The organism is Planctomycetota bacterium, assembly GCA_039182125.1.
Classification (GTDB): domain Bacteria; phylum Planctomycetota; class Phycisphaerae; order Tepidisphaerales; family Tepidisphaeraceae; genus JBCDCH01.
This window is the reverse complement of the sequence record JBCDCH010000005.1, coordinates 1-12,599: the sequence shown is the minus strand read 5'-3', so window position 1 is coordinate 12,599 and position 12,599 is coordinate 1. Positions and strand designations below refer to the sequence as shown.

At 65.2% G+C, this 12,599-nt stretch carries 12 protein-coding genes and 1 tRNA gene; 6 read left to right on the top strand and 7 right to left on the bottom strand.

The window, feature by feature from the left end; genetic code table 11:
- Window positions 1-2: 2 nt before the first annotated feature.
- On the top strand, window positions 3-1,214 hold the full coding sequence (locus tag AAGD32_02065; protein ID MEM8873019.1) for an alpha/beta hydrolase: 1,212 nt from the start codon (window positions 3-5) through the stop codon (window positions 1,212-1,214).
- A gap of 66 nt (window positions 1,215-1,280) precedes the next feature.
- Here the strand turns inward: AAGD32_02065 and AAGD32_02060 are convergent, their stop codons facing one another.
- Window positions 1,281-2,549 carry a hypothetical protein gene (locus AAGD32_02060; protein ID MEM8873018.1) on the bottom strand — a complete coding sequence of 423 codons (1,269 nt, stop codon included), beginning with the start codon at window positions 2,547-2,549 and terminating at the stop codon, window positions 1,281-1,283.
- Window positions 2,550-2,611: 62 nt separating this feature from the next.
- A complete protein-coding gene (locus AAGD32_02055) occupies window positions 2,612-3,373 on the bottom strand; it encodes a YggS family pyridoxal phosphate-dependent enzyme (GenBank protein MEM8873017.1) in 762 nt (253 codons plus the stop codon).
- 78 nt (window positions 3,374-3,451) lie between these two features.
- On the opposite strand from AAGD32_02055, the gene AAGD32_02050 reads away from it, so the two are divergent.
- The 5 genes from AAGD32_02050 (at window position 3,452) to AAGD32_02030 (ending at window position 6,943) form a co-directional block, all read left to right on the top strand.
- On the top strand, window positions 3,452-4,090 hold the full coding sequence (locus AAGD32_02050; protein ID MEM8873016.1) for a DNA-3-methyladenine glycosylase 2 family protein: 639 nt from the start codon (window positions 3,452-3,454) through the stop codon (window positions 4,088-4,090).
- A 16-nt stretch (window positions 4,091-4,106) separates the two neighbouring features.
- The gene (locus tag AAGD32_02045; protein ID MEM8873015.1) at window positions 4,107-4,562 is read left to right on the top strand and encodes a nucleoside deaminase; all 456 of its coding nucleotides are present in this window, start codon (window positions 4,107-4,109) and stop codon (window positions 4,560-4,562) included.
- 340 nt (window positions 4,563-4,902) lie between these two features.
- Window positions 4,903-5,841 (top strand): NAD-dependent epimerase/dehydratase family protein, encoded by a 939-nt coding sequence (locus AAGD32_02040; protein MEM8873014.1) that lies wholly within the window; start codon window positions 4,903-4,905, stop codon window positions 5,839-5,841.
- A gap of 22 nt (window positions 5,842-5,863) precedes the next feature.
- Complete coding sequence (gene waaF / locus AAGD32_02035) at window positions 5,864-6,835, top strand: lipopolysaccharide heptosyltransferase II (protein MEM8873013.1); 972 nt, start codon at window positions 5,864-5,866, stop codon at window positions 6,833-6,835.
- 34 nt (window positions 6,836-6,869) lie between these two features.
- Window positions 6,870-6,943, top strand: a tRNA-Arg gene (locus AAGD32_02030).
- Window positions 6,944-7,010: 67 nt separating this feature from the next.
- Here AAGD32_02030 and AAGD32_02025 read toward each other — a convergent pair.
- From AAGD32_02025 to AAGD32_02005, 5 genes are all read right to left on the bottom strand, one after another.
- Window positions 7,011-8,228: a hypothetical protein gene (locus AAGD32_02025; protein MEM8873012.1), complete on the bottom strand. Its 1,218-nt coding sequence runs from the start codon at window positions 8,226-8,228 to the stop codon at window positions 7,011-7,013.
- A 165-nt stretch (window positions 8,229-8,393) separates the two neighbouring features.
- Entirely contained in the window at window positions 8,394-10,388 is a 1,995-nt protein-coding gene (locus tag AAGD32_02020) for an ATP-binding protein (protein MEM8873011.1), read from the bottom strand.
- Between the two features lie 74 nt (window positions 10,389-10,462).
- The gene (locus AAGD32_02015) at window positions 10,463-11,530 is read right to left on the bottom strand and encodes a protein arginine kinase (protein MEM8873010.1); all 1,068 of its coding nucleotides are present in this window, start codon (window positions 11,528-11,530) and stop codon (window positions 10,463-10,465) included.
- Window positions 11,531-11,585: 55 nt separating this feature from the next.
- On the bottom strand, window positions 11,586-12,089 hold the full coding sequence (locus AAGD32_02010) for a UvrB/UvrC motif-containing protein (GenBank protein ID MEM8873009.1): 504 nt from the start codon (window positions 12,087-12,089) through the stop codon (window positions 11,586-11,588).
- Between the two features lie 8 nt (window positions 12,090-12,097).
- Window positions 12,098-12,463, bottom strand: coding sequence for a 6-carboxytetrahydropterin synthase (locus AAGD32_02005; GenBank protein MEM8873008.1), 366 nt, complete (start codon window positions 12,461-12,463; stop codon window positions 12,098-12,100).
- Window positions 12,464-12,599 lie beyond the last annotated feature (136 nt).

The following is a 12,599-nucleotide window of genomic DNA, read 5'->3' as shown; positions in this document are numbered from 1 at the left end:
CCATGGACCTCGTCTACCGCATCGCGAGCTGGCTGCTGATCACGGCGTACCTCGCCGCCCCGATCGCGGCGACCGTGCATGCGATCGTGCAGCACAAACGCAAACGCTCGCTCCCGGCGATCCGCCTTGGCGCTACGGCGATGGTCGGCGTCGTGTTAGGCGTAACACTTTGCGTGGTGTACGGCTTCGCGATCGGCGGGCGTGCGGGTTGGGGGCAGATCCTGCTCACGGCATACCTCGCGGTCGCATTACTCGTGTTGCTCAAAACCGGTGACGCGGGATTGCAGCAACTTTTGCAAGGCAAAGAGCCGGGCAAGCGCCGCAAGTGGATCGCCGGCGTCACGCGAGTCATGCTGCTGATCTTGGTCGGCCTGCCCGCAGTCATGGCGGCGGTGATGACGTATCGCGTGAAGATCGTGCCGCCGATCACGCCGGCGACGCAGTTGGGCGTGCCGTTCGAGTCGGTACGCTTCGAAGCGGCCGACGGAACCGACATTGCCGGCTGGTGGATCCCCGCGCTCGGCCCCAGCGACCGCACGGTCGTCCTCGCCCACGGACTCGGCGGTGGAAAGGCGGACTTTCTGAACATGGCCGCCCAGTTCCTGCCGCACGGTTACAACGTGCTGATGCTCGACATGCGAGCGCACGGCGAGAGCGGGGGCCAACGCTCCAGCTTCGGCAAGCGCGAGACGCTCGACGTCGCGGCCGCGCTTCGATGGGCCAAGCAGAGCAAGCCGAATCAGGCGCGCGAACTGTTCGGCGTCGGTGCAAGCATGGGCGCGGCCGCCCTGCTCGCTGCGGCCGAAGACGACCCGGACATCGACGCCGTCGCCGTCATCGGCACTTACGACGATCTTGGCATGATGGCGGATGACGCGACGGCGAAAGTTTTCACCTGGCCGATCAACACGGTCGCTTCGTGGATCGCGTTGCCACTGGCAAGCGTCCACGCGGGGACCGACCTGTCGGACTTTCGCCCCGCCGACGTTCAACTCTGGCCCCGACCGGTGCTGGTCATCCACGCCGAAGACGACGAGATCATCCCGTTCCGACACGGCGAATCCCTCTACAGCGCCGCCAGCGAGCCGAAGCGTCAGTACTGGGCCGACAGCGGCGGACACAACGACCTGCTCAACAGCGACACGATCGGGGCGGAGATTCGGCTGTTTTTCGAAGCCGCCCGACCCATACCGATCGCACGCAACGTCCAGTAAAGCGAACACAGACGCCTGCCGTTGGCTGTCGTAGCACCGGCACGGCCGAGGCGTGGTTCCACCCCACTACTTTCCCCAGCGATCGGTCTGTCGCAGGGCACGATTGAAGCGCTCGAGTCCGATGCCCGGCAGGCCCGGCTTGATGGCGTCGCAGTCGATCGCGACGGGTGTGTCGCTGCCCTCATGGGCGATCCAGTTGCTCGTCTTGGCGTCGGTGTGTGCAAGGCCGAGCGTGTCGAGGTATCGCAACCAGCGCCGGCAACGATCGGCCAGCCTTGGCGACACGTCACCGCCGAGCTTCTGCAACGTCGGCCCCGGGACACGCTCGAACACCAGCAGCTCCTCGACGGGGAAACCGACCCGTCTGCGTTGCAGTAGCAACATCGGCCGTTCACACGGCAAGCCGGCCGCGATCGCCCGCCAGGTCCGCTTCCATGTGCGCATTCCCCGGCTGTCACGAAAGACGTCGGCGACCGCCTTTCCGAAGTTCTTCCGGTGCGGCCGCTTGATCACGACATCGACGCCATCGAGGGTCGTTGCGGTGATGTCGCCACTGCCCGGGTCCAGCTTCATCGACTCGTGATCCCCGGCGAGCAGGTGCGGTAGGTGATGGGCCCAGCGTGCGATCGGCATCGGGTCGGTGCTCTGCCGCGAATGATCCTGAGGCAGCAACGCCCGTCGCGGCGCGGTGCCTTCCCAATCGCCGATACGGATGCGCGCGAAGTCGGCGTTGTCACGCACGCAGCGCTGCAACATCGGACGCAACAAGCCACGGCTACGCGGGTTGACCAACGGCGGCCGGCCTTTCGGGTGCAGGAGCCGCCAACCACGCAGCCGCTCCGTTCGTGAAAGCGTCGGCCCGGCGTGGTGGGCAAGTGCGAACAGGTGATCATCGGTCAGGCCGCCGCGCTTGAGCCCACGACCGTCATTGAGCCGGCCGTCGGCGTCGAACGACTCGGGCCGAAGGTCGGCGTGTCCGTGACCGCCCGCATGCAACAGAACCAACGTCGCGATCACCGCATCGACCGGCGACCGCCGGCCGACGGTGACCTGCGGATCCGCAGGCAGGAGCACCGCGTCGCCCTTGCCGGCACCCAGCCTGAACCCCTGCAACAACGCCGCCGGTCGCACCACCGGCAAACCCTGCTTGTGCAAATGCTGGAGCAGGTAAAACGCCTTGGCTGCCGACGTGTGTTCGCCAGGGAAGTAGTGCAACCGCAACGGTTCATCGCCCGCGTCGAACGTCCAAACCTGACGGTCGATCTCGTCCCGCTCCAAGGTTCCAATCTCCGCCACCGCGGCCAGGGCTTCGTTGAGAACGCGGGGGGAAGGCATGGGCCGAAATACTGAACGCGAGGCTGAACGCAGGAGAAAGTCGTCTCGTTACCCAGCACGCTTCATTCAGCATTCTCCTCGCTGTCGGAGCCGAAGATATCACTCCCCACCCGCACCATCGTGCTGCCCTCGGCGATGGCGTGTTCGAGATCGTTGCTCATGCCCATGCTCAGGTGACGCAGGTTGTCGCCGGCGATGCCCTCAAACTTCATTTCCTCGAAGATCTCACGCAACCGACGGAAGGTGGTACGTGTCTCGTCCGCGGAAGCGTCGAGCTTGGCCATCGTCATCAAACCGAGCAGGCGGACATGCGGGATCGACGCGATCGACTCGGCCAACGGCACCGCCGCCCCGACCGCGACGCCGCCCTTCTGATCCTCCTCGCTGCAGTTGACCTGCAGGAGAATGTTTTGGACCTTTCCGATCTTCTCTGCCTGCGCGTCGATTTCCTCGGCGAGGCGGAGCGAGTCGACCGAATGAATCAGATCACAGTGCGGCAGTAGTTGCTTGACGTTGGATCGCTGGAGCCGACCAACCATGTGCCAGTTGAGTTTCGACGCGTAGCCGTCTTCACCAGCGGCGGCGCGGCGTTGATGGAACTCGCCTAGCTGCGCCGCACGCTGGACGAGCTGTTGGACGCGATTCTCCCCGACATCGCCCACGCCCAGCGCGAGGGCCTCGCGGATCTGTTCCGGGGCGGCGTACTTGGTGACGGCCACCAAACGGACGGCGTTGGGGTCGCGACCGGCCGCCGTCGCAGCATCGGCGATCCGCTGACGAACCGCGGATAATCGATCGGCGAGAAGGGAGGAAGTGGCTGCCACGCGATGATCTTACGGACCGTTGGGGAGTTGGGAAGTCGAGGCGACGTAGTTGGACCCGGCAACCCTATTCTCTGACCCATGTGGTTCGACCAATCCGCACCGGAGCACCGCTGGGCCGACGCGGCGAAGTTTCTGAGCAAGACGCCCAAGATGCGGGCGATCATCCGCGAGGTGGGCCCCTGCACGCTCGAACCCAAGCGCGACACGTTCGTGCTTTTGATCAAGAGCATTCTGTCACAACAGGTCAGCACCGCCGCCGCCGCCGCGATGTTCAAGAAGTTCGCCGCACGATTCCCGCGCAAGAAGCCGACGCCGACGCTGGTCCACGACGCGCTCACCGGCGGGTGGACCGACGACGAGATCCGTGCCTGCGGCATCTCCCGGCAAAAGCGCGGCTATCTCACCGACCTCGCCGCCCGATACGCCGACGGTTCGGTCGAGCCGCGCAAACTCCGACGCATGGACGACGCCGGCGTCGTTGAAAATCTCACGCAGATCAAGGGGATCGGCGTGTGGACCGTCGAGATGCTTCTCATTTTCGGCTTCAATCGGCCGAACGTTTGGCCCGTCGGAGACCTGGGCCTGCGGAATGCCTTGGCACAGTTGCACGACCTCGACGAACGGCCGGCGATCAGGGACTGCGAGCCGATGGGTGAGCCGTTCGCCCCTTACCGCTCGATCGCGACATGGTACCTGTGGCGCTCGCTCGGCGAGTGACGGCTACCGTGTCCGCATGACCGACGAAGAAGGGTTGGACCTGGCGTTCAAGATCGCGGAGGTGGGCGTGGCGCGGGGCTGGGCACCGTTCGGGGCGGCGATCGTGGACGCCGATGACAAGGTGATCGCCGTCGCGTGCAATACGATCGGCGACACACACGACTGCACCCAACACGCCGAGCTCGCGGCGATCCAACAGGCGTGTCGGCAGATTGAATCACCCAACCTCGCCGGCTGCACGATCTACGCCACCTGCGAACCGTGCCCGATGTGTTTCGGTGCGATCCACTGGGCCAACATCGAGCGGATCGTAAGTAGCGCGACGATCGCGGACTGCGTCGAAGTCGGCTTTCGACAACTCATGCTCGACAACGAGGAGATGAAAGCCCGCAGCGGGAGCGGCGTGACGCTCGACGGCGGCGTGCAGCGCGAGCGAGGCCGGGCGCTGCTGAAGGCGGGCGCCCCGAAATAGAAAAGCCGCTCAAGTCCGTGGGGACGAGCGGCGTCGAGCCGGGGGTTGTGAACCGGCGACAGGTGCTGCCGGCAAAGCCAGAACCATTCGTCCGCCGGTAACTATTTCTTTCACAACTTATCCCCACAATTGCACATCAGCGCGCACCAGCCCCGATCGAACCAACCCCAAGGCCGATCGGCATAGCGTGCTGCATGACGCCGAAATGTCACTTTTGTGCGGCAATTCACCGACAAAATGCCCGATCAGGTAGCCCATTGCGTCGGCCGGCGATCCGCCTACCGTCTTCCACCGGCCCATCCGGGCCGATCCTTTCCTCAAACGGGAGCGTCCCTTGCGCGTGCTTGTCACCGGCGGAGCCGGGTTCATTGGTTCAAACATCGCCCTGCGTCTCGCCGAGACCGGCCATGACGTGGTCGCGACCGATTCCTTCGCGTCGGCGACCTGGAAGAACCTCGCGAAGTTCACCGGCGATGTGCTGACCCTGCGTAGCCGCGACGACCTCAACTCCATCGTCAAGCTCGCCCCGTACGACGCGATCTTCCACCAAGCGTCCATCACCGGTGTCATCGACACCACCACCGGCGCGAGCCTCAGCGAGGCAGAGCTTCAGCAGCCGATGTTGCTCAACAACGTCGAGATGTTTCGCGGCCTGCTCGACCATGCCGCAGAGACCGGTGCCCGCATGATTTGGGCGAGTAGCTGCAGCGTCTACGGCCAAGGTCCGGTGCCGATGAAGGAAGACCAGCCCAAGGATCCGCTTAACAGCTACGCGTTTTCAAAGTTGACGATGGAGCGGATGGCCGAGCGGTACGCCCCGAAGCTCGCCCACCCGATCGTCGCGTTGCGCTACTCCAACGTCTACGGCCCCGGCGAAGCGCACAAGGGCAAACTCGCGAGCATGATTCATCAACTCGCGCTGCAGATGCGTGCCGGCAAACGGCCCCGCATCTTCACCGACGGCAGCCAGAAGCGCGACTTCGTCTACATCGACGACGTCGTACAGGCCAACGTCAAGGCACTCGACGCAAAGGAGGCCGGCGCGTTCAACGTCGGTGCCGGCCAAAGCTGGAGCTTCAACGAGATCGTCGCGACGCTCAACGATGTGCTCGGGACCGACCTCGCCCCGGACTACTTCGAGAACCCGTACGGCTTCACGCAGGACTGGACCGAGACCAACCTCGACAAGTCTCGCTCGGTCCTCGGGTACCAGCCCGAGTTCGATATCGCGGCCGGGGTCAAAGCGTACGCCGACAGCGGCACGCTCGGCATCGCTTGAGTCCGTCAGTCTAAGTCCCGCCATGCCCGAACCGCGTCGCATCCTGATGATCAAGCCGAGCGCGCTGGGCGACATCGTGCATGCACTACCCGTATTGCGGCTTCTCCGCAAACGCTACCCGGAGGCGACGATCGCGTGGCTCGTGAACCCGGCCTTCGCCGACCTACTCGATGGGCACCCGGACCTCGACCGGATCATCCTTTTTCGCCGCAAACGCATCGGTGCGACACCGGCGTTGATTCGCGAGCTTCGGCAGTTCAAGCCGGACGTCACGATCGACCTTCAGGGACTCATCCGCACCGGATTTCTCGCGTTGAGCAGCGGAGCTCATCGACGCATCGGCTTCGGTTATGCCCGCGAACTGGCGGGGCTTGCGTACTCCCAACGCGTGGGCGGTCGGCAGGACAGCCGGCACGCGGTGGAGCGGTACCTCGACGTCGCGGAGCAGTTGGACTGCGGCCGAGGACCGGTCGAGTTCGTATTGCCGGAGGCTCCGCTCGACTTGCCAACGCGGCCGTATGCGGTGCTGATCCCCGGCACCAACTGGGCGACCAAGCGCTGGCCCGTCGAACAGTTCGCCGTGTTGGCCGACCAACTTCGCGAACGTGGCCTGACGATCGTCGCGTCCGGCAGCCCTGGCGAACGCCCGCTCGCCGACGCCGTCCGTGCCGATATCAATCTCGCCGGCGAAACCTCGATCAAGCAGTTGGTCACCCTGCTCCGACACGCGGTCGTGGCGGTGACCAACGACAGCGGCCCGATGCACATCGCCGCGGCGGTCGACACGCCATTGCTGGCCGCCTTCGGCCCGACCGACCCCCGCCGCACCGGCCCCTTCGCCCGCCTCGACGATGTCGTCCGGCTCACGTTGCCGTGTGCCCCGTGTCTAAGCCGCAACTGCGTTCACCAGACCTGCCTACAAACCCTCTCGGCCGAGCGCGTGTTGCCGATGGTGCAAATGCGGATTCGCGGCGCGACGCAAGGAGCAGCTTGACCGCCGCCCCATCCGTGCCAACCATCACGGCCCCGCACCCCTAGCTCAATTGGATAGAGCGTCGGTCTACGGAACCGAAGGTTACAGGTTCGAGCCCTGTGGGGTGTACTGAAAACGGCCGGGCGAGCAATCCGTTGCTTCCCGGCCGTTTCTGCTTGGTCGCTGTGGTCTTCGGTCAGAACGGTGCATCGCCGCCGTTCTTCCACCAGTCGGCGGCGTGGCGGTCGTCGGGGCCCTGTTTGCCATCGTCGGGCCAATCGTCGTCGCCAGCGAACTCGTCGTCACCGAAGCTGTCACCAAGGTGCGGCCATTGCTCGTCCGACCAATCGTCCGGACCGCCCTCGCTGACGAGGCTCGTCAGGACCTGGGCGAACGGCCCAGCGGCACACTCGAGCGCCTCGCGATCCTCCGCCGTGAACGGCTTACGGCCGTCACGGAAACAGATGATCGTCGCCAGTGATTCGGCCAGGTACTGACAATCGACGCCAAGCACGGTCTGGCCCTGGAGCGTCGAAAGCTCGTCGGTCGTGAGCAGTGCCGGCAAGCTGGTGGCGTCGGCGTGGAGATAGCTTCGGTGCTGAATCTGCTTGACCAGCCCGTCGGCCATCGCCTGGGTCAGCGGCAGGTCGCCGGCGATGGTGTATTTCATGTACGCGCCCAACTCCGAGCAGCCGTTCTCGCTGGTGAGATAGATCGCGATGTTGCAGTGGCCCATGCGCTTGAGGATCCAGTCCATCGTGTGGCAGAGCAGCTGCTCAAGATCGTCGGCGTCCTCGAGCAGCGCGCCGAACTCCTGCCGCAGGCGCACAGTGTCCATCTGCCGGGCCAGATCGGTGTAGGCCGAGATCAGGTCGTTGCAGAGCACGTCGACGCGCTTGCCGACTTCGCGGCGTGAACTGTTGAGCTTGCGAACGGCAGAGCGGAGTCGGCCGAGCCGGCGCTCGGTGCGGGCGAGGTGGTGTTGTTTGTCGAGGGCCGCGTCGACACGATCGGCAAGTTTGTCGGGGTTCGCGGCGTCGTCGGCCGAGAGGTAGTCGAGGAAGCCGGCCCGAAACGCGGTGATGCTGCGGTCCACGCTGGGCGTCTCGTCGACGAAGATCGCCTGCGCGTCGGGCGCTTCGTCACGAAGGATCGGCATGAGCTGCTTGGAATCGGCGGACGCGATGACCAGACGGACCGGGTGTTTGCCCAGCACTTCGGCGACTTGCGACACACTATCGACGACCTCCACGGGCACGCCCTTGGACGCACCCGCGGTGCGTGCCGACTCGGCGACGCCCGCGTCGGGTGCAACGAGCAGGATCGATCCGTCGGTCCGTTTCCGATCGGGTCGGGCTTGGATGGCCTTGGATGTTTTGGGAGCGGGCGGGGTGGGTGCCTTGCGTTGAGCCATGGTGGGGGCTGCCGTTGTCCGCGGGGACGCGATCCGGCGTCGTGACGGGTACTCGGATGACATTCTCTCCGACCGGTCTCCGCCGGCGGAACGAATCACTACCGGTGTCATCGGGTACAGCCCAAGCCCACTGAACCGCGGGCTTAACGGGAGGCCCCCATCGAGTCAGTCGGCCGACCGGAGGTCCAACCAGAATCGGCTGCCCCGACCAACGTCCGAGTCCACGCCGATCGCCCCGCCCAGCCGCCTGGCGACCCGTGCCGCGACCGCCAGCCCGATACCCGAACCGGCGTATCGCTCGTCGGGATGCAGCCGTTCGAACGGAAGGAACACGCTATCGGACGCGGCCTCGGGCATGCCGATGCCGTCGTCCTTGACCCACAAACGCACGAAATCGCCGCGTTTCTCGGCCGCAATTTCGATGGTCGGCTTGGTGCCGGGGGCATGAAACTTGGCAGCGTTATCGAGCAGTGCCGTCAACGCTTGGCCTAACGCGTCGGCCTCGCCCATCACCTCCGGCACGCCGGCGATCGACGAGTCACGCCGCACCGTCACCCGGCTCAGCGGCTCGTTCATTCGTTCCAACACCGCGTCCACGACTTCGACGACCTTCGTCGGCTCGGGCACGATTTCCTGTCGGCCCAGGTCACCGAACCGCTGCAGTTCGCCGGCGAGCCCTTCGAGCACCGCGACGGACTCCTGCATCTTCGCCAGGCACTCGTGCCCCACTTCGCTCAAGTCATCGCCCTGCTCACCCTTGAGCACGTCGGCGTACTTGCGGAGATTGCTCAGCGGCGTGGACATCTGCTTCGACAGACCGGTGCCGTCCTCGATGACCTCGCTGCGGGCTTCGGCCAGCGCGGATTCGGTGGAGGCGAGCGAGTTCTCGGTGGTGCGCAGTTGCAATTCGAGCAATGCCATCTGCTTGGCGAGTTTGTCGACCTGCACACGGGCGGACTGCTCGGCGGCAAGCTCGGCGACGCGGAACGCGGCGGTTTCGAGCAGGTTCTGCTTGTCTTCCATGGTCTCACCGTGACCGATCGCGACCAGCACGCCCGAGGGACCGTCGGCCGGTAGCGGGACGGCGGCGGCCGTGCGTGGCGCGTCGGCTTCGATCGAAGCGAGATCGGTGAACACCTGCGCCTTGCCCGTCTCGGCGACACGCGCTGCGGCGGTCCGCGCGAAGTCGTGGTCGTCGGTGCCTCCGACGGCCGACGCGATACCGGCGTTTTGTTGGGCGAGTTGAGCCTTGGGACCGAGCAGCAGCGCGACGCTCGGTACCGCGGCCGCCTCGGACACGCACCGCAACGCCTCGTCCACGTTCGCCGCCGCGGCCAACGGTGTTCCCGCTCCGACCAACAACAGCGACACCTCGTCGGGCGGCTCGGTCTCGATCGTTTGCGGCTCCGCCGGCGCTTCGGCTTGCGCTTCCTCCAGCTCGGCTAGCTTGGCCTTGGTCAATTCCAGTTCGGCGGTCGCGGCGGCGAGTTGTTCCGACAGCACGGCCCGTTTACGCCGCTCGACCTCGCGCTCCTTGGTGCGAGCGCGGTCGTCGGCGTTGGTCAGTGCCATGGCGGCGTCGGCGAGCTGGCGGTCAGCACCGGTGAGCTTGCCCGTGCCTTCGGAGGCAGCTTTCTCGACGGCGGCCGAACGCTGCTCCGCGGCATCGGCGCGGTCTCGGCTCTGCCGCAGTTGCTCACGCAGGGCTTGCGTGTCGCGCTCCATTTCACGCAGCCGGCTCGACGAAACACCCTCGTCGGCAGGCTCGTCGCGGTCGCCCAGCAGGTATGCACCCAAGCAACCGATGCCGGTCGACAACAGCAGCGCCAGCAGCGGAGCCGAGCCGAACGAGCCCGCGATCATCAGCACGGCGAAACCGCCGAACAAACACGCCAACGCCGAGACGAATCCGGCCTGCATCCCCGCCAAACGTCCAACCAGCAGCGGTGCGATCACCAACAGGCCGCAAGCGAGCGTCGCGTCGGCCGAGGTGCCGCTGAGCGCGATGAGTAAGGACGCAAGAATCACGACCGCCGAGATGCCGAAGACGACCACCGGCGTCGAGATGGTCAGTGCATCATCATCGATCGGTGTCACGGGCACGGGCGGCGACAAATCGGGCTTGGGTACTCCTGCGGTTTCGGAATCCGACTGCGTCATGCGACCGCACGTTACCAGAGATCAAACCGCTTCGCCCGTTGCCGCGATGCTAACCGCCTCGTGGAGCAACGCGGTTAAACCACGCCGAGGCGTTCGCGGATGAAGTCGGCCCTTGCGGCCCGGCGGTCGTCGCCTTCGAGCTTCTTGCCCAGCAGCTTTTGCAGGTGCGCCGGCTGGGTCATGAGCATGAGCTCGTTGATCGTGCGCACGTCGACGCCGCCGAGGATCTCGAGATTGACGCCGAGCCGCACGAAGGACAGCTCCTTGAGCACTTCCTCGGACGTGATCAGCCGGGCACTGCGGAGCAGGCCGACGGCGCGGTAGATCTTGTCCTCGAGGGCGCGGTGGCGTTCGGAGATGAGAGCGTGGCGGGCGCGGTGCTCGAACTCGACGATCTTGGGGATCACCGTGTCGCGGAACTCGGCGATGATCTCCGGCTCTTCCTTGCCGAGCGTGGTCTGGTTGGAGACCTGGTAGAACTCGCCTGTGGCTTCGGTGCCCTCACCGTAGAGGCCTCGGACGGCGAGTTTGAGTTCCTTGGCGGCGCGGAAGACTTTTTCGATATCGCCGGTGAGCTTTAGGGCCGGCAGGTGGAGCATCACCGAGACGCGAATGCCGGTGCCAACGTTGGTCGGGCAGGCGGTCAGATAGCCAAAGCGTGGGTGGAAGGCAAACTCCAGCGCCGCGTCGAGGTCGTCGTCGATCTCGTTGATCTGGCCCCAGGCGTCGTCAAGCTGCAGACCCGACCGCAGCACTTGCAGCCGCAGGTGGTCTTCCTCGTTGACCATGATCGCGATGGTCTCGTCAGCATCGACAGCCACGCCGCGGGCACCTTCGGCCGAGGCGTGGTTGCGGCTGATCAGGTGCCGTTCGACCAGCAGCGCCCGATCGACTTCGGGCGATTCCTGTAGGTCGGCGTAGAGAATTTTCGGGGCGAGGTTCGTCGAGAGGACGACGTCGCGAATCTTCTTCTCGACGGCGGTGCGTTGGCGGCGGGTAGCCTTGGAAAGAAACGGTTTGTTGGCGAGATTGCGGGCAAGCCGGATGCGGCTGGAGATGACGACCTCGTTGTGCGGCCCTTCGCCGCGGAGCCATTCGCCGGCCCGGGTCGTCAACTCGCTGATTTTCAGGTCCGCATCCATTGCTTCACGTGTCCCCGGTTGAGTGTCCGCAGTTCACAAACGCGCGTAAACCATCCTAGTCGCCCTCGATCTCGCGAATCCGATCGCGCAGTTCGGCGGCATTTTCGTAGTTCTCCTGTTCCAAGGCCAAGGCCAACTCCTGCTTGAGCTTGGCAAGGTCGACGGTCTTGCGGCGCTTGGGCGGGAGACCACCTTTGCCACGACGCTCGGGGACTTTGCCGACATGGTGGGTCGCCCCTTCGTGGGCACGCTGCAACAACGGCGTGAGGTGCGACTCGAACAGGTCGTAGTTTTCCGGGTGGCCGAGCAGCCCGGCGTTGCGGAACTCGGCCCAGGTGATGCCCGTGTGGGGGCACTCCTCGGCCTGCTTTTCACCGCCACTGCTGGTGCTCATCACGAAGTTGGTGAGGAGCTCGTTGATCGGCGCGTGCGACTTGGCCCCGGCGACGCCGTCGTTGGCGTAGGGGCAGTCCTTGCAGTAATGCATGTCGACCTGTTTGCCGCCTTTGATCTCGGTGATGTGGACGGTCTTGGGTTTGTTGCATCCGTCGCAGGGCATGGCACATGTTACGCGGGTTCGTAGGCCGCGGCGCACCCTTCGGCTTCGGTGACCTCCACCCGCCGCAGCGACACACCGTCCGGCAAGGTTAATGCATCGGCGATTTGTCGCGCGACATTCTCCGCCGACGGATTGACCACCGCGTCAAAAGGCGCGATCTCGTTGAGATTGGCGTTGTGCCAAGGCCCGATGATCGCGTCGAGCTGCCTTTCCAGGTCATGGAAGTCCATCACGCAGCCCAGCTCGTCGAGTTGCTCGGACGCGACGGTGACGGTGGTCTGCCAGTTGTGCCCATGCAACGGCTCAAGCCCCCCGCCAGGAAGGCGAAGGGCATGAGCAGCGCAAAACGTGCGGGTGATGGCGGCGGTGAACATGGGGGCTGAGAGGGCTCAGACGCGAGGGATCCGGATTCCTCGGTTCTGGTTCCTCAGTCCTGCAAGAGTTCGTCCAGCAGCTTGTCGGCCGCGGCGATGAGCTTGTCGTCGGTTTCGTAGGTGCCGGCCTCAATCT